Raw genomic sequence first — 24,993 nt, 5'->3', positions numbered from 1 at the left:
GACAAAAAAATGCCCCGCATAAGCGAGGCATTCAAAAGTATTAGTGCATAATTCTAACTAGTTGGTGCTGTAGCAAGGCAACAAAGAAGATTCAGCTATGGAGCATAGTTTCCTATGTGACTTAGTGAATCTTCTGCAGTTAACGCAGCTACAGTGCCAAATAGGACGAATTATTGACCTTTAACTTCTTTAAGACCGTTGTAAGGAGCTTTAGAACCTAGAGCTTCTTCGATACGGATAAGTTGGTTGTACTTAGCAACACGGTCAGAACGGCTCATAGAACCAGTTTTGATTTGACCTGCAGCTGTACCTACCGCTAGATCAGCGATAGTTGCATCTTCAGTTTCGCCAGAACGGTGAGAGATTACTGCAGTGTAGCCAGCGTCTTTAGCCATCTTGATAGCAGCTAGAGTCTCTGTTAGAGAACCGATTTGGTTGAACTTGATAAGGATAGAGTTAGCTACGCCTTTCTCGATACCTTCAGCAAGAATCTTAGTGTTTGTAACGAACAGATCGTCACCAACGATTTGAAGCTTGTCGCCTAGAAGTTCAGTTTGGTGCTTGAAGCCATCCCAATCTGACTCGTCAAGACCGTCTTCGATAGAAACGATTGGGAAGTTGTTCGCTAGCTCAGCTAGGTAGTGGTTGAACTCTTCAGAAGTGAAAGTTTTACCTTCGCCCTTCATGTTGTAGATGCCAGCTTCTTTGTCGAAGAACTCAGATGCTGCACAGTCCATAGCAAGAGTAACGTCTTTACCTAGTTCGTAACCAGCAGCTGCAACAGCTTCTGCGATAACTTCTAGAGCTTCAGCGTTAGACTTAAGGTTAGGAGCGAAACCACCTTCATCACCAACTGCAGTGCTGTAGCCTTTAGACTTAAGAACTTTAGCTAGGTTGTGGAATACTTCAGCGCCGATACGTAGACCTTCTTTAAGAGTTTTAGCGCCAACTGGTTGGATCATGAACTCTTGGATGTCAACGTTGTTATCTGCGTGCTCACCACCGTTGATGATGTTCATCATTGGTAGAGGCATAGAGAACTGACCAGCAGTACCGTTTAGCTCAGCGATGTGCTCGTATAGAGGCATGCCTTTCGCAGCAGCAGCAGCTTTTGCGTTAGCTAGAGATACAGCTAGGATAGCGTTCGCGCCGAACTTAGACTTGTTATCAGTACCGTCTAGGTCAAGCATGATTTGGTCAACGTCAGCTTGTGCTTTAGCGTCAGTACCAACTAGAGCTTCAGCGATTGGGCCGTTTACAGCTTCAATAGCTTTAAGAACACCTTTACCTAGGAAACGTGATTTGTCGCCGTCACGTAGCTCAAGAGCTTCGCGAGAACCAGTAGATGCGCCAGATGGAGCAGCAGCCATACCTACGAAACCGCCTTCTAGGTGTACTTCAGCTTCTACAGTTGGGTTACCACGTGAATCGATGATTTCACGACCTAGAACTTTAACGATCTTAGACATTGAATGTTTCCTTCTCGTTGAATATATAAATGTCAAATTTAAAGGTAGCAGCACAACTTACGCAGCTACCTGTATTCCTTTTTACTTCTCTAACTCGCCGCGCTGGAACTCACCAGCCGCTTTAACGAAACCTGCAAACAATGGGTGACCATCGCGAGGTGTTGAAGTGAACTCTGGGTGGAATTGAGCAGCAACGAACCATGGGTGGTTCGGGTTCTCAATAACTTCAACCAGTTTCTTGTCCGCAGATAGACCCGATACTTTTAGGCCCGCTTTTTCGATTTGTGGACGAAGATTGTTGTTCACTTCGTAACGGTGACGGTGACGTTCATGGATCGTCGCGCTACCGTATAATTCGTAAGCTTTCGTCCCTTTCGCTAGGTGACAAAGCTGTGAACCAAGACGCATTGTGCCGCCAAGGTCAGATGTTTCTGTACGCTCTTCAACTTTACCTTCGCCATCAGTCCACTCAGTGATAAGACCAACAACTGGGTACTTAGTTTCAGTACAGAATTCAGAAGAGTGTGCCCCTTCCATTTTCGCAACGTTACGAGCGTACTCGATAAGTGCTACTTGCATACCTAGACAGATACCTAAGTACGGTACTTTGTTTTCACGAGCGTATTGAGCAGCAAGAATCTTACCTTCAACACCACGGTCACCAAAGCCACCAGGAACTAGGATTGCATCTAGGCCTTCTAAAACTTCTACGCCACGAGACTCAACGTCTTGTGAATCTACGTATTTAATATTAACGCTTAGGCGATTTTTCAAGCCCGCGTGTTTTAGCGCTTCATTTACTGATTTGTATGCGTCTGGTAGTTCAATGTACTTACCAACCATACCAATCGTCACTTCACCCGTTGGGTTAGCTTCTTCGTAAATTACTTGTTCCCATTCAGACAGGTCTGCTTCTGGAGCTGTGATGCCGAAACGCTTACATACAAGTTCATCAGTGCCTTGAGCTTTAATAAGCTGAGGGATCTTGTAGATAGAGTCAACATCGCGCATAGAAATAACTGCATTTTCTTGCACATTACAGAACAGAGCAATTTTCTTACGCTCGTTCGAAGGAATGTTGCGGTCTGAACGACAAACTAGGATGTCTGGCTGAATACCAATAGACAGTAGCTCTTTTACAGAGTGTTGCGTTGGCTTAGTTTTCACTTCGCCCGCAGCTGCTAGGTATGGCACTAGAGTAAGGTGCATGAACATTGCGCGTTCACGGCCTAGTTCTACTGCTAGCTGACGAATCGCTTCCATGAATGGTAGAGATTCGATATCACCAACTGTACCACCAACTTCAACGATCGCGATATCGTGGCCAGCTGCGCCAGAAATTACACGCTCTTTGATAGAGTTAGTGATGTGTGGGATAACCTGAATAGTTGCACCTAGGTAATCACCGCGACGCTCTTTAGCGAGTACGTCTGAGTAAACACGACCTGCAGTGAAGTTGTTACGCTTAGTCATCTTGGTGCGAATGAATCGCTCATAGTGACCAAGGTCAAGGTCTGTTTCAGCGCCATCTTCCGTAACGAACACTTCACCGTGCTGAGTCGGGCTCATAGTGCCTGGATCAACGTTGATGTAAGGGTCAAGCTTCATCATAGTCACTTTAAGACCACGAGCTTCTAAAATAGCCGCAAGAGATGCTGCAGCAATACCTTTACCTAGAGAGGATACAACCCCGCCAGTAACAAAAATGTAATTTGTCGTCATGTTTAACCTGAAATTGGTTGAATGAGGGAAATGGACTACTTCTGGACGGGATGAAAATATACCAGAAGCCCCTTATCGCCACAACGTGAAATCTATCACACTGCTATTTTTTATTTTTTGCTTCAAATCAATTCATGATAAAAGCTTTGGTTATCTTTTCTCCGCCACCTTGACTTCATCCCACATGGAATCAAGCTGTTGTAGTGAAAAATCGGTCAAAATTTTATCTTGCTGACGAACTTTTTGTTCCACCCCTTTAAAGCGACGTGAGAACTTCAGATTGGCTTTATTGAGCGCCGATTCTGGGTTTTTACCTAAATGTCGTACCAAGTTAACGGTCGCGAACAGTAAATCCCCCAGCTCTTCTTCAACCAATTCTTCGTTTGGCGTCACTTGAAGTGCTTCTTCTAGCACCTCGTCCACTTCCTCTAATACCTTATTGGCGACTGGGCCAATTGAGTCCCAATCAAAGCCATATTTCGCGACCTGCTTTTGAATTTTTGTAGCACGTGAAAGTGCAGGTAGAGAGTTTGGTATTGAGTCTAGAATACTTTCTTGAGTTTTGCCTGCTTGTGCTTTTTCTTTGGCTTTTTCCGCTTCCCAATTGGCATTGATTTCTTCATCACTGGCAAACTCAGTATCAGAGAACACATGCGGGTGACGGCGTGTTAGCTTTTCGTTAATGCCATCAACCACATCAGAGAACTCAAACAACCCCTGTTCTTTCGCTAACTGGCTATAGAAGATCACCTGAAACAACAAGTCACCCAACTCTTCTTGTAGGTTCGGCCAATCTTTGTTGTGAATCGCATCCACCACTTCGTACGTCTCTTCGATAGTATGCGGGACAATTGTTTCAAAATTTTGTTTTAAATCCCAAGGACAGCCACCTTCTGGATCGCGCAGCTTAGTCATAATTTGTTCTAGTTGTTCAATCGGGTGGCTCATGGTGCTTTCCTATTATTCTGTTTGATTGTTTTAATCTAATTCTTTTCTTAAAACTAAAAAAGGTGAGCAGCCAAAACCACTCACCTTTCTATTTTTCGTCATCTCCAAGAGTGAAGTATGAGCGAGTTGGGGATCTCAAACCGCTTGGCGAGATTCCCTATCACGTTCGTCCCTCACTGTAGGGAATGACATAAATGACACAAAAGGATCATCCAAGTCTCTTAACGCTCATTACATCTTTGATCTGTTCTACTCGACTTGTCACTCGGCTCAGAATCTCAATATTGGTCACTTCCAAATCGAAATCCATTACCGATAGCTGACGCTTGTAGTCGATGCGGCTCTTCATTGTGGTCACGCTGATCTTTTCATTCGAGAACAGTGAGGTGATGTCTTTCAACAAGCCATTACGTTCTAGCGCTTCAACACGCAGCGTTAGGATGTATGAACCGACAAAGCCATTACCCCAAACGGTATCAATGATACGTTCTGGCGCATGCACGCTTAGCTCGCCTAGCTGTTCACAGTCAGCGCGGTGCACTGAGATACCACGACCTTGAGTGATGTAACCTTTAATCACATCACCTGGGATTGGCTGACAGCAACGCGCTAGGTGCGTCATTAGGTTATCTACGCCTTCAACGACAACTGCATCTTTCTTAGGACGACTCTGTTGTGCCGGCTTGTTTTCCGACTCAAGCAGTTTCTCTAGCGCTTTCTTGTCTTCTTCTTCCGCCGTTGGCTTATTCACTAGCGCATTGATGTGATTAACCACTTGGTTAATACGCAAGTCGCCACTACCAATACCTGCATAGAGTTCGTCTGGCGTATTCACGTTAAAGCGTTTTAGTGCGTATTGATCAGCATCTTTTAGGGTTGCGCCTACTTTCGCTAGCTCAACTTCCAGGATATCACGACCCGCTTCTAGGTTTTTCTCACGGCTTTGTGCGCGGAACCAAGCGTTGATTTTCGCTCGAGCTCGACCAGAATGAACAAAACCTGTGGTTGGATTTAACCAGTCACGAGATGGGTTCGGCTCTTTCTGCGTGATGATCTCAACTTGATCGCCCATCGATAGTTTATGAGTGAACGGTACGATACGCCCCGCTACTTTGGCACCGATACAGCGGTGTCCGACCATCGAGTGGATGTGGTAGGCGAAATCCAACGGGGTTGCGCCCATTGGTAAGTCGACCACGTCACCACGTGGAGTAAATGCGTATACACGGTCATCGAAGACTTGGCTACGTACCTCATCCAGCATCTCGCCAGAGTCCGACATCTCTTCTTGCCAGTCGATAAGTTTACGCAACCAAGTGATTTTCTCATCGTAGCCACTACGGCCGCTTGAAGCTCCTTCTTTGTACTTCCAGTGCGCCGCCACACCAAGCTCAGAGTCTTCGTGCATTTGCTTAGTACGGATCTGAATCTCAATGGTCTTGCCTTCAGGGCCAAGTACTACGGTATGAATCGACTGGTAACCATTTGGCTTAGGGTTCGCCACATAATCATCAAATTCGCTCGGGAGGTGCTTGTATTTAGTGTGTACCACCCCAAGGCCGGCGTAACAGTCTTGCAGCTGGTCAGCGATAATACGTACTGCTCGTACGTCAAAAAGCTCATCGAAGGCTAAGCCTTTCTTCTGCATTTTGCGCCAGATACTGTAGATGTGTTTTGGTCGGCCACTCACTTCAGCATTGATGTTTGAACGCTGCATTTCTGCGGTTAAATCATCAACGAAATCTGTGATGTATTGTTCACGAACGATACGACGCTCAGACAGCTGTTTTGCAATCTGCTTGTAGGTATCTGGTTGTTGGTAGCGGAATGCGTAATCTTCGATTTCCCACTTAAGTTGGCCGATACCTAAACGGTTTGCCAGTGGGGCATAGATGTTAGAACACTCTTTTGCGGCCGCGCGACGCACAGCATCAGGCGCTTTTTTTACCTCGATAAGGTTACAGATTCGTTCAGCGAGTTTGATGACTACGCAGCGGAAATCATCGACCATAGCCAGTAGCATGCGTCGAACGTTATCAACTTGACCCGAGGCAGCACTGCCTTCAAGGGTCACGTTTAACTGGCCTAAGGCCGCCATTTCTTCAACGCCATCGATCAACTTTACGGTTTCTTTACCGTAGCTTTCTTCAAACGCTTCGCGCTCAAAAACGCCGCTTGAGACGACGGGGAAAAGTTGTGCAGCAATTAAAGTGGCACGGTCCATGGACAAGGTGACCAAGATTTCGATCATCTCACGGCCACGCCAAAGCAAGAGCGATGCTTGCTCGTGATCTTTTAAAAGTTCTTCACAGTGACGATAAACTTTAATCAGTTTATTCGAGGTTTTTGCGTCTTGATTCAATGACGCAATCCAACTTTCTAGCTCAAACTGTTCGCTTGGGTTTAAATGTGCGCTTCGTACCGCAACCATCATGCCTTCCTAGTTATTATGTTTTATACCCAATTCAATATGACTAACTGGTTCCAAGTTAGTTCGACCATATTGATATCAGCGCAGGCTTCCCTGCGCCTTTGTGATTCATTTGAAGCCTTGTTTAAGGGCCTCTAAGCCTTGATAAAGAGAGCCATCGATTCTAGATGACTGGTGTGTGGGAACATGTCCAACATACCCAGTTTGGCTAATTGATAGCCTTGTTTTTCTAAGCTCTCAGAATCTCTAGCTAGAGTAGCAGGATTACACGAAACATAAACCACACGCTTCGCTCCTAACGCTGAAATTTGATCAACGATCCCACTCGCTCCCGCACGTGCCGGGTCAAGCAATACTTTATCGAATTTCTCTTTTGCCCAAGGCTGTGAAGATAAGTCTTCTTCAAGGTTAGCTTGGTAAAATTCCGTATTGCTTAACTGGTTTAACGCTGCATTAGATGCGGCTTGCTGAACCATTTCATCAACGCCTTCTACACCAACCACAAACGCCGATTGTTGCGCGATAGGCAGACTAAAGTTACCGAGACCACAAAACAGGTCTAGCACTCGCTCATCCGCTTGAGGTTCTAGCCACTCAATCGCTTGAGCCACCATCTGCTGATTCACTTTCTGGTTTACTTGGATAAAGTGGTTTGGCTCAAACGGTAACGTCACGCCAGTTTCGCTGTAGCTAGGCGCATCACCAACCAGACGGGCCAACTTATCGGTTTCAGGCATCGAGTACAGCGTAGCGCCTTCTTCTTTTACTAACGCAATCAGCGCTTGCTCATCTTTTTCAACTAAAGGCTTAAGGTGACGTAGAACCATAACAGGGCCAGTATCGCCCAACACCAATTCAACGTGTCCTAAAGACGTAAGGCTGTTGAAAGTGTTCAGTAAATTTTTCAGTTTTGGCAGCAACACATTAAGGCGAGGATCAAGCACGGCACAGTCGGTGATGTTTTCAATCTGCTTACTCTGCTTCTTACGGAAACCGAATTGAAGCTGTTGTGTCTTCTTATCAACAAATAGGCTGATACGTGCGCGACGTCGATAACCGGTTTCATCACCGACAATAGGTTGTGCAACTTCAGTGTTCGCCGTTTGGTATTGGCTCATCAGGTGCGTCAGAGATTGCGATTTATGCTCAACCTGAGAAGAGTAACCTAGGTGTTGAAGGTGACAGCCACCACACTGATTAAAGTGCTTACAAAACGGCTTTAAACGCTGCTCGCTCGGCTTCAATAACTTGATGAGTTTAGCTCGCGAAAACTTACTTTTGCTCTCAGTAAGTTGAATAACCACCTGCTCACCGGGCAATGCGCCATCAATGAAAACCGGTTTATTCTTTTGATAAGCGATGCCAGCGCCATTGTGATCCATTCGTTCAACCAAAACCGATTGATGCTTGGTCTCGAGTTGAGTTTTCTTTTTTGGTTGGAAAAAACGTGCCATTGCTTGTGCCTAATGTATCTTTTAATAAGTAATTGGTATCCAGGACTCACTATTATGTCTTGGAATCATTGTCGAACGTCACGGCTTTGATTAAGCTTACCGTTCACTTAACCGCCATTGTGTGCGTTATTTTCCCATATCCAGACCTCGATGTAATTAAAGAACATGACCAGATATGGCTTAAGAGCCCGTGTAATTACCTTAACTCTAGCTCCAACCCTGATTATTGGGTTGCTATTGAGTGCATTTTTCTCATTTAACCGCTATCAAGACCTTGAAGGTCAAGTGGTTAACACTGGTACTAGCATCATTGAGCCACTTGCGATTACGAGTGAATCAGGCATGAAGCTCGAAAGTCGAGAGTCTGTTCGTCAGCTTATTAGCTATGCGCATCGAAAGAATTCTAAGCTAGTGCGCAGTATCGCGGTGTTTGATGAGCGTCATGAGTTGTTTGTAACCTCAAACTTCCACCCCGATTTTGAAAGCCTGACCTACCCCAAAGATAAACCGATCCCGCATTTAAGCTCATCGAACCTTCTCGATAATACGCTGATTCTGCGGACACCTATCATCGCCGAAGGCCAGTACATCAATTCAGCCAACGGTCAGTCTCAAGCTAATCAAGCGATCGGCTACATTGCGATTGAATTAGATCTTTCATCACTTCGATTGCAGCAATATCAAGAAGTGTTCTCTGCATTCTTAGTGTTGATTCTCGGGCTTGGTTTATCGGGCGTGTTTGCGTTCCGCTTAATGCACGATGTCACTCAACCGATCACACACATGAAAAACATGGTCGACCGAATTCGTCGAGGTCACCTAGATGTGCGTATCGAAGGTAAGATGCATGGTGAGCTAGACTCGCTGAAAAACGGTATCAATGCGATGGCGGTATCGCTATCAGAGTATCACGTCGAGATGCAGCACAGTATCGACCAGGCCACATCAGATTTGCGTGAAACTCTTGAACAGCTAGAGATTCAAAACGTTGAGTTAGACATCGCGAAGAAACGCGCTCAAGAAGCGGCTCGTGTTAAGTCTGAGTTCTTAGCGAATATGTCTCACGAATTGAGAACGCCGCTGAACGGTGTGATTGGCTTTACTCGTCAAATGCTCAAGACTCACCTATCGAACAGTCAAACCGATTACCTACAAACCATTGAACGCTCGGCAAACAACCTGCTTAGCATCATCAACGATATCTTGGACTTCTCGAAACTTGAAGCCGGTAAATTAGCCCTAGAGAACATCCCATTTGAATTCCAAGCCAGCCTTGAAGAGGTAGTAAACCTTCAAGCAACCAACGCTCATGAGAAAGGCCTAGAACTGACACTGAAGATCGACCCTAAAGTACCGCCAGGTGTGGTGGGCGATCCACTGCGTATTCAGCAGATCCTAACCAACCTTGTTGGTAACTCAATCAAGTTTACCGAACGCGGCAACATTGATATCAGCGTTGAGCTTCGCTCACAAAGTGAAGACAACATCGAGCTGCAATTCATGGTTCGCGATACGGGTATTGGTATTTCTGAGCGTCAACAAGCTCAGCTTTTCCAAGCTTTCAGCCAAGCCGATGCAAGTATCTCTCGTCGTTACGGCGGTACAGGCTTAGGTCTGGTTATCACCCAAAAACTGGTCAGCCAAATGGGCGGAGAGATCAGCCTAACCAGTCGTCTTCACCAAGGCTCTACCTTCTGGTTCACCTTGAGACTATCAACGACTGATATGCCGATGACAGAGCTGATTGAGACGCAGTGTCTGCAAGACAAACAACTGCTGCTTATCGAGCCAAACATGCAAGCGGCATCGATTACTCAGCAAATCCTAACCCAAGAAGGCTTAGTGGTAACGTATCGTTCGGTGATGCCAGATGAGACGACCTCGTATGACTACGTTCTGCTTAACCTAGCCGCCAACCAAGAGTATCAATTTGATACTGTGAGTGGTTGGGCGATCGGTGCGAAGAAGATTGCTCAAAACGTGATTATTGGTACACCAAGTACCGAGCTAGCGTTGGGTGAGCAACTAATGAAAGAGGTCGATGTTCAGTGCATCACCAAGCCTCTTTCTCGTAAGAAGTTGCTGCAAACTCTGGTATCGAATCAGGCACCTACCTTGATTGCACCAGCGATTGAAACGCATTCTGAAGAGAAGTTACCGCTTACTGTGATGGCAGTAGACGACAACCCAGCCAACCTTAAGTTGATTACCGCGCTGCTTAAAGAGCGTGTAGAAACCGTCATCAGTTGTACCAGTGGTCAGCAGGCGATAGACAAAGCGACAGAGACGCCATTTGATATCATCTTCATGGATATTCAAATGCCACAGATGGACGGTGTAACCGCTTGTCAGAACATCAAAAAACTGGCGAACAATGCGAATACACCTGTAATTGCCGTGACCGCACATGCAATGATTGGCGAACGAGATCGACTGCTTGAAGCGGGCATGGATGACTACCTAACCAAACCTATTGAAGAGCATGTTTTACAGCAGGTTCTGATTCATTGGAGCTCGACCTCTGAGGTTGAGCACATCGAAAAAATAGATCCAGACCACCCAGCGGTCTCTGCTGAAGTCGACAACGGTCCGGTGTCAGAAACTGAAGCCAGCGTGCACACAAACATCATCATTGATTGGCAAGCTGCGATGAAACAAGCCGCCAATAAAGAAGACCTCGCACGCGATATGCTGCAAATGCTCGTCGACTTTATTCCAGAGGTGTATGAGGCAGCAGACAAAGCGATAGAAGACAGTGACTATCCAGTTGAAGAGCTGATACACATCATTCACAAGATGCATGGCAGCAGCTCGTACAGCGGCGTACCAAGGCTAAAATCGGTATGTGCGACAATAGAGAAAGAGCTGCGTTCAGGTACTTCTGTTGAAGACATTGAACCTGAGCTTTTCGAGCTTCAGGATGAATTAGATAAGGTTCAAGCAACCGCGATTCACTACTTGAAACAGGCGAAGGCCTAGCGGGTACTTGTTACTCACTAGTATTCTTTAGAGGGTTTACCCGCCAATAAAAAAGCAGAGCTCATGAGCTCTGCTTTTTTCTGTCTAGAGCCAAGAGCACTAGATATAAAGTCGCGATAATCTGTTTACGATTCGAGTAACACCGTTGCCACAGCGTAGTGACGCTCATCCGAGATAGTCAGATGAATCGATGTTGTGCCATTCGCCTCTGCGATTTCACGCGCTTTCTTGTGTAAGCTCAATACTGGCTTACCATGCTCATCGTTTGAAATCTCAAAGTCGTGGAAGGTAACACCCAGCGCAATCCCCGTACCTAACGCCTTAGATGCAGCTTCTTTAGCAGCAAAACGTTTTGCAAGGTAACGGCCTTTTTGCTTCAACTGTTGGAATACTTCAAACTCAGAATCCGTCAAAATACGCTGAGCAAAAGCGTCGCCACTTCGCGACAGCGCCTTCTCGACACGTTCGATTTCTGCGATATCTGTACCTAATCCAACAACTGCCATGTTTCTTCTACTACTTAACTTCTGTCTAATGATTAACTGTACATCGCTTAGTGCCGACGACTTGCCGAACTAAGCGTTGTTACGTGCTGTTTCCATGATTGCTTTCATGTCTGCAACGGCTTTGTTTAAGCCATCAAACACTGCACGTCCCATGATCGAGTGACCGATGTTCAGCTCGTAGATCTCTGGAAGTGCCGCAATAGGTGCTACGTTGTGGTAAGTCAGACCATGACCCGCATTGACTGTGATACCTAAGTCATCTGCATAGCTTGCGCCTGCTGCGATCTTCTTAAGCTCGTCTTGTTGATCTTCTTCTGTCTTAGCATCAGCATAGTGACCAGTGTGCAGTTCAATGAACGGTGCGCCACACGCTTTTGCAGCATCGATTTGCTCACGGTCAGCATCGATAAACAGAGATACCTTGATACCTGCTGCAGACAGTTTTTGTGTCGCCGCTTTGATCTTCTCTAGTTGACCAACTACGTCCAAGCCACCTTCAGTGGTTAGCTCTTCACGTTTTTCAGGAACCAGACAAACAAACTCAGGATTAGTATCGAGTGCAATTTGAACCATCTCGTCCGTTACGGCCATCTCCAAGTTCATGCGAGTTTGAAGTGTTTCAGCCAGAATACGCACATCGCGATCAACGATGTGACGACGGTCTTCACGCAGGTGAATAGTAATGCCATCTGCACCAGCACGTTCAGCGATTTCAGCTGCGTGTACTGGATCTGGGTATTTAGTACCACGTGCATTACGTAGTGTTGCAATATGGTCGATATTAACGCCTAAAAGGATTGAGCTCATTTTCCAATACTCCGTGCTCTGGAGAGGGCTATTGTTGGCATAAATAGCTCTCTACTTTTTAATGGTTTGCCGCCAAGATACGGCTTTAAGGCTATGCGTGTAAAGCGTTTTGCCGCTTTTAACTGCTCTTTAGTGATAAACCTACGTTCGCTGATTGCAATAAGTTCATCGCCCATAAAAGTCAGGTTATCTCGACGTACTGAAGCGATGAAACCTTTCTGCTCTCGATAGCGATAAGTCATGCTCGGATCAATCGCTTCGCCAGTGCCCGCGCAGTGTAAAAAGTCGACGCCGTAACCCATAGCAGATAATAGAGCCAGCTCAAAGCGACGCAGTGCTGGCTCAGGATTATCATTATGCGCCAGCTCTGTTAAAGCATGAAGATAGTCGTGAAAAAGTGCAGGCATCGGTACTTCCGCCATCAATACCCGACCGATAAGCTCGTTCACGTACATGCCTGAATACAGATTAATACCGGCGAGAGGGAGCCCCAAGCTGATGGGTTCAGCTTGGCGTAAGGTTTTCATCGAACCATTACCAGACCACTTAAGCAATAGCGGCGTAAAAGGTTGTAATGCACCTTTCAAATTGGAACGCTTGCTGCGAGCGCCTTTAGACATCAACGTCACCCGACCGAACTCTTCGCTGAAGACGTCCAAGATCAGGCTCGACTCACTGTATGGTCGACGGTGCAACACAAAGCATCGCTGTAACCCTTCGCTCAATCACTTACCCTTATTACAGATACAAAAAGAGAGAGTTCGCACTCTCTCTTGGATTTATCTTCAGTTCAACTTTCTTAATCTCAGAAAGTGACGTTCAATATATTATAGATCGTCGATGTAGCCTAACGAGCGAAGTGCACGCTCATCATCAGCCCAGCCAGATTTAACCTTGACCCAAGTCTCTAGGTAAACCTTACGGCCGAATAGCTCTTCCATATCGATACGCGCTTCACGACCAATCGTTTTGATCTTCTCGCCCGCTTTACCAATCACCATTTTCTTCTGGCCTGTACGCTCAACAAGAATCAGTGCATTGATGTGGAAGCCATCGTTATCTGGGTTGTAATCGAAACGTTCGATTTCAACCGTTACCGAGTAAGGTAGCTCGTCACCCGTAAAGCGCATCAGCTTTTCACGGATGATTTCAGATGCCATAAAACGTTGCGAGCGATCAGTCACGTATTCTTCAGGGAAGTGGTGTGTCGCTTTAGGTAAATGTTCACGTACGTGCTTACGCAGTACATCAATATTTTTACCTTGCTTCGCTGAGATTGGCACTACATCAATGAAGTCCATCTTCTTAGAGACTTCCATCATGTGCTGCATCACGTTAGTACGGTCTTGAACGTTATCTACTTTGTTGATGCAAAGTACAACTGGGAAGTCAGTCTTCTTCAGTTTGTTCAGAACCATCTCATCGTCGTCAGTCCAGTGAGTACCATCGACAAGGAAGAATACTAGGTTTACATCACTCAATGAGCTGTTCGCCGCACGGTTCATCAAGCGGTTGATGGCACGCTTTTCTTCAATATGAAGTCCAGGAGTATCAACAAAGATCGCTTGGTAATCACCCTCAGTTTCAACGCCCATAATACGGTGACGTGTCGTCTGTGGTTTACGTGATGTAATAGAAATCTTCTGACCCAGAATATGGTTCAGAAGCGTCGACTTACCTACATTTGGGCGACCGACAATAGCGATGAAGCCACAGTGTTGGTTTTCCGGTAGGCCTGTTTTTTTGCTATCAGATGAAAAGAATGCATCGATATCGAAATCTTGGTTGTTATCAGACATTGCTTAGTTGCTCTAATGCTGTTTCAGCAGCCGCTTGTTCTGCCTTGCGGCGGCTAGTGCCTTTACCGATAACAGGTTTATCCACACCTGCCACTTCACACTCAACCGTAAACTCTTGGTTGTGTGCTTCACCTTTAATATTAGTCACTGTGTAGACAGGTAGAGGATTTCTTCGACCTTGCAAAAACTCTTGTAGGCGAGTTTTCGGATCTTTTTGAGATACTCCAGGCTGAATAGCATCTAGGCGAGATTGGTACCAGCTTAAAATAATGCCGCGAACCGTCTCGGTATCACTATCTAAATAGACAGCGCCGATGACCGCTTCAACCGCATCCGCTAGAATAGAATCACGACGGAAACCGCCACTCTTCAACTCACCTGGACCTAATTTTAAGTAATCTCCTAGTTCGAATTCACGACCTAGTTCTGCCAATGTATGACCACGTACTAATGTTGCGCGCATGCGGCTCATATCACCTTCGTTTACCTTAGGAAAACGGTGGTAAAGATCATCAGCGATAACAAAACTTAAAATTGAATCGCCCAGAAACTCAAGACGTTCGTTATGTTTACCTGCGGCGCTGCGGTGAGTCAGCGCCAAGTGGATAAGATCGGCATCATTAAACTGATAGCCAATCTTTCTCTCTAGTTTATCAATTGGAGAATTCATGCTCTCTCGATGTGTTATGTGATCGATTAATGAATCCCACCGATGCGATTAAAACGCACACCAGTAGGAATCCATGTTGGAAGTACACTGTCTGAACCGCGTTCGAATTCGAAGCTGATCCAAATAGCAACGGCCTTACCAACAAGGTTTGCTTCAGGGACAAAGCCCCAGTAACGGCTATCGGCACTGTTGTCACGGTTATCACCCATCACAAAGTACTGGCCTTCTGGAACGACCCATTCGTTAACACCATTGCGAGGCTGATATGCTTGCACACGATCGCGGCGCAATGGGTTAACTAAAATCTGGTGTTCTACGTCTCCAAGCTGTTCGTTCAGCTGAATCAGAGGCACACCATCTTGAATAAATTGGCTCTCTTCAACATTACTTAGTTTCACTGGTTCACAGCTACTTGTACCCTTCGCCTGAATGCAGATCTCTTTACGACTGCTGTAGCGAATGGTGTCACCTGGCATACCAACAACACGCTTGATGTAGTCGATGTTAGGCTGAGGTGGGTACTTAAATACGATTGAATCACCACGCTCTGGCTTGCCCGTTTCTACCAGTTGAGTGCGCCATACTGGGTCTTTTAGACCGTACGCGTACTTCTCTACCAAGATGAAGTCACCAACCAAAAGCGTTGGCATCATCGAGCCAGAAGGGATTTGAAACGGTTCATAAATAAATGAACGCAGAACCAAAACAAATGCAATTACCGGGAAAATGGACACACTGTTCTCAACCCACCAAGGTTGAGCCGTAACTTTTGCGCTAGTTTCAGCGTCTAGGCCATTCGATTGTGCTTCAACGTCAGCAAGCTTTTGCTGGCGCTTCTTCGCCCACACAAACTTTTCCAACGCCCATACAATGCCGGTCACTAGAGTTACGATCACTAAGATAAGCGAAAATGTATTAGCCATTGATATCCCTTAAATTTCATTTCTTTAAAAATAACGAAAGTGAAAGAGCATAACTCTTTCACTCTGCTTAATATTTCTAATTTGTATCAATCATGCTGACTAAATGCTGGGAAGATTACGCAGGAAAAATCGTTTAGTTCGAGGCGCAAAGTGCAGTGACTAGTGGGCCTAATTGCAATCTTTGCAACAAAGAAATAAACGATTTTAACCAGTAATATTCAGCAGATAGTTAGTGCGATTGATACCTAGTCTTTGCCAACATGAAGGATTGCAAGGAAAGCTTCTTGAGGCAGTTCAACGTTACCGATCTGCTTCATACGCTTCTTACCTTCTTTTTGTTTCTTAAGAAGTTTCTTCTTACGACTGATATCACCACCGTAACATTTTGCGATTACGTTCTTACGCAGTTGTTTCACTGTAGAACGAGCAATGATGTGGTTACCAATCGCTGCTTGAATCGCGATATCGAACATCTGACGAGGGATGAATTCTTTCATCTTCTCTACCAGTAGACGACCACGAGACTGAGCAATATCTTTGTGCGTAATGATAGCTAGTGCATCAACTGTTTCGCCATTCAGCAGTACGTCTACACGTACCATGTTTGATGGCTCGTAACGTTGGAAGTTGTAATCCAATGATGCATAGCCGCGAGACGTTGACTTCAGACGGTCGAAGAAGTCTAGAACTACTTCTGCCATAGGAAGATCGTACGTCACAGCAACTTGGTTACCGTGGTAGACCATGTCTACTTGTACGCCACGCTTCTCAACACACAGTGTGATTACGTTACCTAGGTAATCCGAAGGTACCAGAATATTACAGCGTGCAATTGGCTCACGAATTTCTTCTAGGTCATTAACCGCTGGCAGTTTAGCCGGGCTATCAACGTAAAGAACCGTTTTATCTGTTTTTACAACTTCATACACTACTGTTGGAGCAGTTGTGATTAGGTCTAGGTCGTATTCACGCTCTAGACGCTCTTGGATGATCTCCATGTGAAGCATTCCTAAGAAGCCACAACGGAAACCAAAACCAAGTGCTGCTGAACTTTCTGGTTCAAAGAACAGTGATGCATCGTTCAGGCTTAATTTGCCTAACGCGTCACGGAAGTTTTCGTAGTCATCAGATGATACAGGGAATAGACCAGCGTATACCTGAGGCTTCACTTTTTGGAAACCAGGTAGACGTTCAGTGCTGCCGCCTTTTGCAAGCGTCAACGTATCACCAACTGGTGCACCTAGGATGTCTTTAATACCACAAACAACCCAACCTACTTCGCCAGTATTTAGCTCTGTAGTATCGATTTGCTTAGGCGTGAAGATACCTAGACGGTCAACACCCCATACTTGGTCTGTCGACATTACTTTGATCTTATCGTTCTTCTTCAGCTTACCGTTTTTGATACGAACCAAAGAAACTACGCCAAGGTAGTTATCGAACCAAGAGTCAATGATCAACGCTTGTAGAGGCGCTTCAGGATCACCTTCCGGTGGCGGGATTGCCGTCACGATGTTTTCTAGAACATCATCAACACCCAAACCTGTTTTCGCAGAACAGCGAGTCGCTTCCATCGCATCGATGCCAACGATCTCTTCGATTTCTTCAGCAACACGTTCTGGTTCAGCAGCTGGTAGGTCAATCTTGTTCAAGATTGGCACTACTTCCAGTTCCATTTCGATTGCTGTGTAACAGTTTGCTAGAGTTTGTGCTTCAACACCTTGGCCAGCATCCACTACAAGTAGTGCGCCTTCACAAGCCGCTAGAGAACGAGATACTTCGTAAGAGAAGTCTACGTGTCCAGGAGTGTCGATAAAGTTAAGTTGGTAAGTTTCACCATCTTTAGCTTTGTAATCTAAAGTCACACTCTGCGCTTTAATTGTAATACCACGCTCGCGTTCTATATCCATAGAATCGAGGACTTGAGCTGCCATCTCACGTTCACTTAATCCTCCACAAACTTGGATTAAGCGGTCAGAAAGGGTCGACTTACCGTGGTCGATGTGGGCGATAATCGAAAAATTACGAATGTGCTTCATAGGCTTGGTGTGACTAAACTCTTTGAATAGGGATAATAAGAAAGCCGCGACGCGTCCAATCTACAGTCAGCATTGGTGGCGGCATTTCAATCAAGTTGGCAGATTCTACCCAATTTAAGGGCAAGAAGCATCATAAATTAGACGAGAGACTCACCTAGGATTCGAATCAAGACGACTTCTTGCTTGGATTTGTCTTCCATGGGTTTGGCTAACCGCTTCGCTAAGGCAATCCCACCAGCAGTAAACAGTGCTGCACTTAAGATAACAATGCCCTCGCCGCCCTGGAGTAAGGGTTGTAACAAGAGTTGCCCAAAACCAGCACCAATCATCAACATGAAAAGTGGGATGAGATAAACAATCGCCGCCGACTGAAGTAGGCTTTTTTCTGGAAAGCCAATTTCTACGATTTGTCCAGCTTTGACTAAGCTTTTGGTTTTAAGCTGCCAAAACAAAGATTTATTGCCAACAGCCTTGGTCACAATACCCGTACCGCAGTTTTTTTGAGAAGAACAGCTGCTACAACTGGTTTGTTGTTCGCAGCTCAATTGAACAAAGTATTGCTTACCTTTTTGTTCAACCGAGCTAACGGTCGCCAGCGCGGTCATCATTGCGCTTGTACCGATTTATTAAATGTAACTGACTGAGCAATACGTTTTGCAGTTGCCGGCGGAATGTCACCAACCACAGAGATCTCTTTATCGCCAATCACTAAGCTGTGCAAGGTTCTACGCCCTTGACGCACCAGCTGCCCTTTCAATGAATGCTCATCTTTTTCCGCGATATAAACCGAAAAGTTAAACAGTCCATCACTGAAAAGCTGACTTTCAACCATTTTATCGGTCGCAGCCATTTGATAGCGGCTAAGCTCTTTTGATTTAAACCCTTCAGGAATCCACGACGCTTGCCAGTTAGTTTCACTCACTAAGCCTTCCGGTAATGATAAAACTTTCGGCAATTGAGCTTGGCTCAAGCCACCCATAGCCTCAGCAATCTTATCGTTCACCACGTAAGAGATAGTGCGGTACTGTTCAAGCACTTCGCCATCACGATCCAAAAGGTCGGCACGCAAAGGAAGATTCGTTTTTTCGTCTACCCAAACCACGTAAGAGTAGCGAAGGCCATCTTTCGGCACGACACGCAGCACTTGAGTGGTGCTACCTGCTTCACGAGAGCGACCAACTTTCACAAAGTCGTAGTACTGATTCAGAGATTCGATATCTCGATTAATCATCGGAATAACAGGCGCAACCATGCTGCCTGACTGAATCGTAAATGGCTCTGTACCCGGCTCGATGTAGCTAACTTCGTTGCCACGTCGAATGACTTCACGAACAGGGCCGCTTAGATAAACAAGGTGTGCAAGTTGTTGGTCGTCGTTAACCGCATGGCGATAAACAAGAGGCTCAATACTGCTCTTCTTTATCAAAATGTAGGAGAGTTCGTAATTTAGATGCTGACTGGCCTCGTTCATTTGATGCAACAAGGCCTTTGCAGTGGTTTCCTCTGCAAAGGCTGTTGGAGACATCAAGCTGAACAGTGTCAGTGCACTGACCAGGATTTTCTTCATTCAATGTCCGATTCTAGATGTGCATCTTGCATTGGCGATGCATCACTGTTTAATCTTAGCTGCAGCTCATAATCTTCTAACAATGCATGAACGCGTTTGCGCTGCTCTTGCAAGTTAGCTTCAGATGCTGGTTTCTCAACAGAGTCACGCGTTAAACTTACTGGTTCCGCAGAACCGGCAAATGGAATCGTCTGGAGTACAGGCAACTGCTCTGGTGCTGCAGGGTCGCTACCACCATATTGTTGAACACCTAATACAACGGCTAATGAAACACACGCTGCCACGGCAACTTGTCCAAACTGTTGTAACCACGCCGGAAGCTGACGCTTCGCTTGCTGAGGTTTAGGTTGCTCTTCAATTGGAGCAACAGTAGGTTCAACATTCACTTGGTGCAGGTTCGACATTGAACCATGTGCAGGCTCGTTCTCAAGCGCTGCCGCTACACTATTAGCAATGCTCCACTCTGGAGTTTCTGGCGAATCCCCACGCATAACATCACCAATTAAATGGTAACTCTGCCAAGTATCCATGCTTTCTTGATCAGATTCTAGATCTACAATGAGAGCTTTATCGATCGTTTCACCATCCATGAGTGCCGAAAGCTTTTCTTTATCAGCCATTATTTTCACCATAATTATTACAAGTTCTAGCGTTGCAAAAGAGGTTTGATTTTCTTTTCCACCGCTTCACGAGCTCGGAAAATACGCGAACGTACGGTTCCTACAGGGCAATCCATTACTTCTGCAATCTCTTCGTAGCTCAAACCTTCGAGCTCTCGCAACGTCATTGCAGTTTTTAAGTCTTCTGGTAGCGCTTCAATCGCTCCAAAAACAACTTGTTTCAATTCTTTTGACAGCGTTAAGTTCTCAGGGTTCGATATTTCTTTTAACGCGCTGCCTGTTTCGTAATATTCTGCATCTTCTGCATCAACATCGGTTGCTGGCGGCCTACGGCTTTGGGCAACGATATGATTTTTAGCGGTGTTCACGGCAATTCGGTATAACCATGTATAGAAGGCACTCTCGCCACGAAAGTTAGGTATCGCGCGGTAAGCTTTAATAAAAGCTTCTTGTGCTACATCAGGTACATCACCGGAATTATTCACGTATCGAGAGATAAGATTACAAACTTTGTTTTGATACTTAACCACTAGTAAGTTAAATGCCTGCTTATCTCCACTCTGAACTCGCTCAATCAACACTTGATCGGTTAGCTGCTCGTTCATTCGAGCGGGTACTCCTATTGTTATAACCCTCACCTTCACAGATATGGGGACTAATTATGCGAAATGTAGTATTGACACCACCGTCTACAAGAGCACTATTGTGACTAAGCCAAATACCGAAAGTTCCAACTTTCTTAAAATTATTTGCCATTATTGTTTCACAATGTGATGTAATAAAAATAGCTATCCCTATCAATTTGGGGAAACTTGAGCAAAAGCAATGGTATTGAGCAATTAAATATTTCTAGATAGCTGTCTATATATTGATTTTGCATAGCGTTTAAGGATGACTCTGGAGAGATTATAACAGTCTTAGCCAAACTCCTAAAACAAGACAAAGTCAATTGAGAGTGGACAACTCGACTATAGCCCGGGATTTAATAAGTTTTATGAACGCAAACCGTGAACATCAGTGTGATGTATTAGTGGTAGGAAGTGGTGCGGCAGGCTTGTCATTAGCCTTACGCGTAGCAGAACATGCAAAAGTAATTGTATTAAGCAAAGGACCACGCAGCGAAGGATCGACGTATTACGCACAAGGTGGTATCGCCGCGGTGTTCGATGAGTCGGACAGTATTGAGTCTCATGTAGAGGATACTCAAATCGCTGGGGCTGGGTTATGCGAAGAAGATACAGTTCAATTCATTGCTGAAAATGCGAAAGAGTGTGTGCAATGGCTGATTGATGGTGGTGTTCCATTTGATAAAGATGAGAACAGCACAGAAGGCCAACCAAAATATCACCTCACTCGTGAGGGTGGCCACAGTCACCGCAGAATTCTGCACGCTGCCGATGCAACTGGCATGGCGATGCAAACCTCACTACAAGATAACGTCAACAACCACCCAAATATCGAGATCTTCGAGCGCCACAATGCGCTGGATTTGATCACGGAAGATAAGATTGGTGGTTCAAAAGACAAGGTGATCGGTGCCTACATTTGGAACCGTAACCAAGAACATGTTGAAACCGTGCGCGCTAAGTTTGTTGTATTAGCAACAGGCGGCGCTTCAAAGGTTTACCAATACACCTCTAACCCAGATGTTTCTTCAGGTGATGGTATTGCTATCGCTTGGCGTGCGGGTTGTCGTGTGGCAAACCTTGAGTTCAACCAGTTCCACCCAACTTGTTTATTCCACCCAGAAGCGCGTAACTTCCTACTAACGGAAGCACTGCGTGGTGAAGGTGCTTACTTGCGTCGTCCAGATGGTTCTCGCTTTATGAAGGACTTCGATGAGCGCGGTGAACTGGCGCCACGTGATGTGGTTGCTCGTGCAATTGACTTCGAAATGAAGCGCTTAGGTGCCGACTGTATGTATGTTGATATCAGCCACAAGCCTGAAGAATTCATCACAGCGCACTTCCCGATGATCCATACTCGCTTGATGGACTTGGGCATCGACATGACCAAAGAGCCGATCCCTATCGTACCAGCCGCTCACTACACGTGTGGTGGTGTCATGGTGAATAAGCAGGGTCAAACCGACCTAACGAACTTGTATGCGATTGGCGAAGTGAGCTACACCGGCTTACACGGTGCAAACCGAATGGCTTCTAACTCACTGCTTGAGTGTGTGGTTTACGCATGGGCAGCAGCAAAAGATATCGTTGAGAACATCGACCAATCTCAACTGTGCGCTGAACTGCCAGCATGGGATGAAAGCCAGGTCACCAACAGTGATGAAGAAGTTATCATTCAACACAACTGGCACGAACTGCGCCTATTCATGTGGGATTACATGGGCATTGTTCGAACGGATAAACGACTAGAGCGAGCATTGCGTCGCATTCAGATGCTGCAACAAGAAACTCATGAGTACTACAGCTACTTCAAGGTTTCGAATAACCTATTAGAACTGCGTAACTTGCTACAAGTGGCAGAACTAATGGTTCGTTGTGCAATGCAACGTAAAGAGAGCCGCGGCCTCCACTACACGTTGGATTACCCTGAACTTGCAGAAGACAGTGGCCCAACGATTCTGACGCCAGAGAAACGCCAATCATAATAATTGGTTAAACGTGCTTAGCGAATTAGCCGTCAGCGGAAAATGATTAAACGAAAGGGAGCCGAGTGCTCCCTTTTCTTTTGTCTAACGCTTTCTTTTATCTAATACTTTCTTTCATCGAATAGTTTGGCTTCTCTAGCGCGCTCGTTGTAAGTTCGCCAGAAAATGGCGATATTCTCGCTCGCAACAGCTGTCCCGCCAAAGCAGTACCGAGTGCCCACATTCAAACTGCAATTTAACGAAGAACTGCGCCCAGATCTTATCAACGGACTTGAGTCGGTAAGTTCGGTCATTGAGTCGAATATCACCATCCTCTCTGTAATCAAAACGCCCATAGACACTATTTAGAATCACATGATTGTTTCTGAACAAGCGGATCATTAAAGCTAAGCAATAAAGGCTGGCGGCAAGTGGAATAGAAGACAGGACGATGAAAAACAAAAGGCACCCAAAAATAGTGCCTTTTGCAAATAATGCGGAATACGAAGGGTTAAGCTGAAGCTTAACGAACCTTGCTGAGGTTGTGTGCGACAATTTTATCAACCATTGATGCATGGCCTAGGTTTTCACTGCGTCCGTGTCCCATCACCCAAGTAAACAAATCTGGGTCATCACACTCTAATAGAGAAACAAACTCGCGCTGTTCCTGCTCTTGCAATGAATCAAAACACTCTTCGAAAAATGGCATGATGACTACATCAAGTTCTAACATGCCGCGACGGCAACCCCATTTAATTCGTGCTTTCTGCTCTGCAGTGTACATTGGCTATCCTCACCTATAATTTTTCTTTCTCGGAGTGTAACAAGTCATACGCCCTGTAACTACTATGTGAGTCACAGTCCCTATCTAAGCTCACAAAAAAACCTAGGCTGACAAAGAAACAGAACCGGATTAACATAGAGCCAAATAAAATTCTTAGGAAAGATAAAATGGATTGGAAAAACACATTTCAGCCACTCGCTCATACGCAAAATGAATCGCTTCCAGAACTGATGATGACACACGTGTCAGACTGGAGTGCAATTACCATGATAGGCGATGACAAAAAGTCGTACCTACAGGGTCAAGTAACGTGCGATGTCGTCACTCTTCCTAATGATGAATCCACATTAGGCGCGCACTGTGATGCAAAAGGAAAGGTATGGAGTATCTTTCGTTTGTTCCACCACAACGGTGGCTACGCACTCATGCAACCTAAATCAGCGATTGAAGTCGAGCTCGTTGAAATCAAGAAGTACGCGGTGTTCTCTAAGGTCGATATCGAGCAAACGTCTGACGTTGTTATCGGTGTGATGGGTTCGTCAGCTAATCAATACATTGATTCTATTTCAGAAAGCCAAGGTAATGTGCGTGCTATCTCTGGTGGTACAGCGGTTCAAGTTGCAGATAACCGCTGGGCTCTACTTGTGACAGAAGAAGCCGCTGAAGCCTTGGTATCAAACAGCGCTGCGGAGAAAGTATCAGAAACACTTTGGCAATATCATGAAATTCTTGATGCTCAGCCTAACCTATCGAAAGCAGAGCAAAACGAGCACATCCCTCAAGCGCTTAACCTGCAAGCGATTGGCGGTATCAGCTTTTCAAAAGGCTGTTACACAGGTCAAGAAACGGTTGCTCGTGCTAAGTACCGTGGCATGAACAAGCGTGAGATGCGCATTGTGTCGGGCACAACTGCGGACGTGCTGTCGTTAGAAAACCCTATTGAACTGGAACGTAGTGTGGGTGAGAACTGGCGTGGCGCAGGCCGACTATTAAACGTCTATCAATTTGCTGATAACCGAGCGATTGGTTTGATGGTACTGCCAAACAACCTTGATGACGATGTTCAGCTGCGACTGACCGCGCAGCCTGATCAAACATGGAATATCCTGCCACTGCCGTACAGCCTTGACGACGAGTAACCACGTGGAAACGCTGATTACACAATGGCTGGATCAACAGCAGGTGAATTATCGCCTGCTGATGCAAAGCAAGCCAACCACCAGCATTGAAGAAACCGCACAAGAGCGAGGCATCGACGCCTCTCAAATGGTGAAGTGCATCCTGCTTAAGGATATGGGTAACCAGTATGCGTTAGCCTGTACTGCTGGTGACCGCTCTGTCGATCCCAAGAAAGTACGCTCGGTACTGAATTGCCGTCGAATGACCTGCGTGTCTCTCTCTGATGTTGAAACAATCACTGGCTTTAAAGTGGGTTGTGTTGGCCCGCTCGCTCTCAAGAGACACATGCCGATCATTTTTGATCCTTCCATTCAAAACAACTCGACCGTAACCATTAGCTCCGGCGACCGAATGGCTGGCGTTGCGCTGGATCTCAATGATCTTATGGCGCTATGTGCACCGACCGTCGCGGACATCAGTCGATGATCGTTTAGATCATGCTTCGCAAACTTCATTTTAATATTTCATTGAGTACATTTTTAGTGTGAACCTCGTCATAAGAAGAA

The 24,993-nt window shown here is 45.7% G+C and carries 22 protein-coding genes; 4 read left to right on the top strand and 18 right to left on the bottom strand.

Going from position 1 to position 24,993, the window contains the following annotated elements:
* Nucleotides 1–170: 170 nt before the first annotated feature.
* The 5 genes from eno to rlmD all read right to left on the bottom strand — a co-directional run bounded on the left by eno (nucleotide 171) and on the right by rlmD (nucleotide 8,024).
* Nucleotides 171–1,469 (bottom strand): phosphopyruvate hydratase, encoded by a 1,299-nt coding sequence (gene eno, locus AB6D58_RS10385; protein WP_017059033.1) that lies wholly within the window; start codon nucleotides 1,467–1,469, stop codon nucleotides 171–173.
* Between the two features lie 81 nt (nucleotides 1,470–1,550).
* Entirely contained in the window at nucleotides 1,551–3,191 is a 1,641-nt protein-coding gene (locus tag AB6D58_RS10380) for a CTP synthase (protein WP_017063214.1), read from the bottom strand.
* Between the two features lie 150 nt (nucleotides 3,192–3,341).
* Nucleotides 3,342–4,139: a nucleoside triphosphate pyrophosphohydrolase gene (mazG, locus tag AB6D58_RS10375; RefSeq protein ID WP_372157201.1), complete on the bottom strand. Its 798-nt coding sequence runs from the start codon at nucleotides 4,137–4,139 to the stop codon at nucleotides 3,342–3,344.
* A gap of 208 nt (nucleotides 4,140–4,347) precedes the next feature.
* Nucleotides 4,348–6,570 (bottom strand): GTP diphosphokinase, encoded by a 2,223-nt coding sequence (gene relA / locus AB6D58_RS10370; RefSeq protein WP_017059036.1) that lies wholly within the window; start codon nucleotides 6,568–6,570, stop codon nucleotides 4,348–4,350.
* 134 nt (nucleotides 6,571–6,704) lie between these two features.
* Nucleotides 6,705–8,024, bottom strand: coding sequence for a 23S rRNA (uracil(1939)-C(5))-methyltransferase RlmD (rlmD, locus tag AB6D58_RS10365; protein ID WP_372157199.1), 1,320 nt, complete (start codon nucleotides 8,022–8,024; stop codon nucleotides 6,705–6,707).
* 165 nt (nucleotides 8,025–8,189) lie between these two features.
* Between rlmD and barA the strand changes: the two genes are divergently transcribed.
* Nucleotides 8,190–11,003 (top strand): two-component sensor histidine kinase BarA, encoded by a 2,814-nt coding sequence (gene barA / locus AB6D58_RS10360; RefSeq protein ID WP_372074332.1) that lies wholly within the window; start codon nucleotides 8,190–8,192, stop codon nucleotides 11,001–11,003.
* 125 nt (nucleotides 11,004–11,128) lie between these two features.
* Here the strand turns inward: barA and acpS are convergent, their stop codons facing one another.
* From acpS to rpoE, 11 genes are all read right to left on the bottom strand, one after another.
* Nucleotides 11,129–11,509 (bottom strand): holo-ACP synthase, encoded by a 381-nt coding sequence (gene acpS, locus AB6D58_RS10355; protein ID WP_017059039.1) that lies wholly within the window; start codon nucleotides 11,507–11,509, stop codon nucleotides 11,129–11,131.
* Nucleotides 11,510–11,578: 69 nt separating this feature from the next.
* Nucleotides 11,579–12,316 carry a pyridoxine 5'-phosphate synthase gene (gene pdxJ / locus AB6D58_RS10350; RefSeq protein WP_017059040.1) on the bottom strand — a complete coding sequence of 246 codons (738 nt, stop codon included), beginning with the start codon at nucleotides 12,314–12,316 and terminating at the stop codon, nucleotides 11,579–11,581.
* Complete coding sequence (gene recO / locus AB6D58_RS10345; protein WP_019826299.1) at nucleotides 12,313–13,041, bottom strand: DNA repair protein RecO; 729 nt, start codon at nucleotides 13,039–13,041, stop codon at nucleotides 12,313–12,315. The genes pdxJ and recO overlap by 4 nt, the downstream gene beginning before the upstream one ends.
* Nucleotides 13,042–13,143: 102 nt before the next feature.
* Entirely contained in the window at nucleotides 13,144–14,115 is a 972-nt protein-coding gene (gene era / locus AB6D58_RS10340; protein ID WP_017059042.1) for a GTPase Era, read from the bottom strand.
* Nucleotides 14,108–14,785, bottom strand: a complete 678-nt coding sequence (gene rnc, locus AB6D58_RS10335) for a ribonuclease III (RefSeq protein ID WP_017066012.1) — start codon at nucleotides 14,783–14,785, stop codon at nucleotides 14,108–14,110. Before rnc ends, era begins: the two co-directional genes overlap by 8 nt.
* A 26-nt stretch (nucleotides 14,786–14,811) precedes the next feature.
* Nucleotides 14,812–15,708: a signal peptidase I gene (lepB, locus tag AB6D58_RS10330; RefSeq protein WP_017068697.1), complete on the bottom strand. Its 897-nt coding sequence runs from the start codon at nucleotides 15,706–15,708 to the stop codon at nucleotides 14,812–14,814.
* 245 nt (nucleotides 15,709–15,953) lie between these two features.
* Nucleotides 15,954–17,747 carry a translation elongation factor 4 gene (lepA, locus tag AB6D58_RS10325; protein ID WP_017059045.1) on the bottom strand — a complete coding sequence of 598 codons (1,794 nt, stop codon included), beginning with the start codon at nucleotides 17,745–17,747 and terminating at the stop codon, nucleotides 15,954–15,956.
* Nucleotides 17,748–17,884: 137 nt separating this feature from the next.
* Nucleotides 17,885–18,355: a SoxR reducing system RseC family protein gene (locus tag AB6D58_RS10320; RefSeq protein WP_017059046.1), complete on the bottom strand. Its 471-nt coding sequence runs from the start codon at nucleotides 18,353–18,355 to the stop codon at nucleotides 17,885–17,887.
* On the bottom strand, nucleotides 18,352–19,314 hold the full coding sequence (gene rseB, locus AB6D58_RS10315) for a sigma-E factor regulatory protein RseB (protein ID WP_017059047.1): 963 nt from the start codon (nucleotides 19,312–19,314) through the stop codon (nucleotides 18,352–18,354). Before rseB ends, AB6D58_RS10320 begins: the two co-directional genes overlap by 4 nt.
* Nucleotides 19,311–19,934 (bottom strand): RseA family anti-sigma factor, encoded by a 624-nt coding sequence (locus tag AB6D58_RS10310; RefSeq protein WP_372157197.1) that lies wholly within the window; start codon nucleotides 19,932–19,934, stop codon nucleotides 19,311–19,313. Before AB6D58_RS10310 ends, rseB begins: the two co-directional genes overlap by 4 nt.
* Before the next feature lie 26 nt (nucleotides 19,935–19,960).
* A complete protein-coding gene (gene rpoE, locus AB6D58_RS10305) occupies nucleotides 19,961–20,539 on the bottom strand; it encodes an RNA polymerase sigma factor RpoE (protein ID WP_008223963.1) in 579 nt (192 codons plus the stop codon).
* A 389-nt stretch (nucleotides 20,540–20,928) separates the two neighbouring features.
* Between rpoE and nadB the strand changes: the two genes are divergently transcribed.
* Nucleotides 20,929–22,545: an L-aspartate oxidase gene (gene nadB / locus AB6D58_RS10300; protein ID WP_017059049.1), complete on the top strand. Its 1,617-nt coding sequence runs from the start codon at nucleotides 20,929–20,931 to the stop codon at nucleotides 22,543–22,545.
* Nucleotides 22,546–22,680: 135 nt separating this feature from the next.
* Here the strand turns inward: nadB and AB6D58_RS10295 are convergent, their stop codons facing one another.
* Nucleotides 22,681–23,100: a protein YgfX gene (locus tag AB6D58_RS10295; protein WP_324295273.1), complete on the bottom strand. Its 420-nt coding sequence runs from the start codon at nucleotides 23,098–23,100 to the stop codon at nucleotides 22,681–22,683.
* Nucleotides 23,048–23,308: a succinate dehydrogenase assembly factor 2 gene (locus tag AB6D58_RS10290; protein WP_004735374.1), complete on the bottom strand. Its 261-nt coding sequence runs from the start codon at nucleotides 23,306–23,308 to the stop codon at nucleotides 23,048–23,050. The genes AB6D58_RS10295 and AB6D58_RS10290 overlap by 53 nt, the downstream gene beginning before the upstream one ends.
* Nucleotides 23,309–23,475: 167 nt before the next feature.
* Here AB6D58_RS10290 and ygfZ point away from each other — a divergent pair, with 167 nt between their 5' ends.
* Both ygfZ and AB6D58_RS10280 read left to right on the top strand, forming a co-directional pair.
* The gene (ygfZ, locus tag AB6D58_RS10285) at nucleotides 23,476–24,447 is read left to right on the top strand and encodes a tRNA-modifying protein YgfZ (RefSeq protein ID WP_017068701.1); all 972 of its coding nucleotides are present in this window, start codon (nucleotides 23,476–23,478) and stop codon (nucleotides 24,445–24,447) included.
* 4 nt (nucleotides 24,448–24,451) lie between these two features.
* A complete protein-coding gene (locus AB6D58_RS10280) occupies nucleotides 24,452–24,913 on the top strand; it encodes an aminoacyl-tRNA deacylase (protein WP_136981612.1) in 462 nt (153 codons plus the stop codon).
* The last annotated feature ends 80 nt before the right edge of the window (nucleotides 24,914–24,993 follow it).

Source organism: Vibrio sp. 10N.239.312.D08 (assembly GCF_041466145.1).
GTDB lineage: Bacteria > Pseudomonadota > Gammaproteobacteria > Enterobacterales > Vibrionaceae > Vibrio > Vibrio crassostreae_C.
This window is presented reverse-complemented; position numbering and strand designations above follow the sequence as displayed.

What these genes read in the sequence shown, in the direction of transcription:
- lepA (WP_017059045.1), bottom strand. Translation starts at nt 17,747, where the DNA reads ATGAAGCACATTCGTAATTTTTCGATTATCGCCCACATCGACCACGGT.
- AB6D58_RS10290 (WP_004735374.1), bottom strand. Translation starts at nt 23,308, where the DNA reads ATGTACACTGCAGAGCAGAAAGCACGAATTAAATGGGGTTGCCGTCGC.
- acpS (WP_017059039.1), bottom strand. Translation starts at nt 11,509, where the DNA reads ATGGCAGTTGTTGGATTAGGTACAGATATCGCAGAAATCGAACGTGTC.
- rlmD (WP_372157199.1), bottom strand. Translation starts at nt 8,024, where the DNA reads ATGGCACGTTTTTTCCAACCAAAAAAGAAAACTCAACTCGAGACCAAG.
- AB6D58_RS10320 (WP_017059046.1), bottom strand. Translation starts at nt 18,355, where the DNA reads ATGATGACCGCGCTGGCGACCGTTAGCTCGGTTGAACAAAAAGGTAAG.
- rpoE (WP_008223963.1), bottom strand. Translation starts at nt 20,539, where the DNA reads ATGAACGAGCAGCTAACCGATCAAGTGTTGATTGAGCGAGTTCAGAGT.
- barA (WP_372074332.1), top strand. Translation starts at nt 8,190, where the DNA reads ATGACCAGATATGGCTTAAGAGCCCGTGTAATTACCTTAACTCTAGCT.
- AB6D58_RS10380 (WP_017063214.1), bottom strand. Translation starts at nt 3,191, where the DNA reads ATGACGACAAATTACATTTTTGTTACTGGCGGGGTTGTATCCTCTCTA.
- ygfZ (WP_017068701.1), top strand. Translation starts at nt 23,476, where the DNA reads ATGGATTGGAAAAACACATTTCAGCCACTCGCTCATACGCAAAATGAA.
- lepB (WP_017068697.1), bottom strand. Translation starts at nt 15,708, where the DNA reads ATGGCTAATACATTTTCGCTTATCTTAGTGATCGTAACTCTAGTGACC.
- eno (WP_017059033.1), bottom strand. Translation starts at nt 1,469, where the DNA reads ATGTCTAAGATCGTTAAAGTTCTAGGTCGTGAAATCATCGATTCACGT.
- mazG (WP_372157201.1), bottom strand. Translation starts at nt 4,139, where the DNA reads ATGAGCCACCCGATTGAACAACTAGAACAAATTATGACTAAGCTGCGC.
- rseB (WP_017059047.1), bottom strand. Translation starts at nt 19,314, where the DNA reads ATGAAGAAAATCCTGGTCAGTGCACTGACACTGTTCAGCTTGATGTCT.
- rnc (WP_017066012.1), bottom strand. Translation starts at nt 14,785, where the DNA reads ATGAATTCTCCAATTGATAAACTAGAGAGAAAGATTGGCTATCAGTTT.
- nadB (WP_017059049.1), top strand. Translation starts at nt 20,929, where the DNA reads ATGAACGCAAACCGTGAACATCAGTGTGATGTATTAGTGGTAGGAAGT.
- era (WP_017059042.1), bottom strand. Translation starts at nt 14,115, where the DNA reads ATGTCTGATAACAACCAAGATTTCGATATCGATGCATTCTTTTCATCT.
- pdxJ (WP_017059040.1), bottom strand. Translation starts at nt 12,316, where the DNA reads ATGAGCTCAATCCTTTTAGGCGTTAATATCGACCATATTGCAACACTA.
- AB6D58_RS10295 (WP_324295273.1), bottom strand. Translation starts at nt 23,100, where the DNA reads ATGCATCAATGGTTGATAAAATTGTCGCACACAACCTCAGCAAGGTTC.
- AB6D58_RS10310 (WP_372157197.1), bottom strand. Translation starts at nt 19,934, where the DNA reads ATGGCTGATAAAGAAAAGCTTTCGGCACTCATGGATGGTGAAACGATC.
- relA (WP_017059036.1), bottom strand. Translation starts at nt 6,570, where the DNA reads ATGGTTGCGGTACGAAGCGCACATTTAAACCCAAGCGAACAGTTTGAG.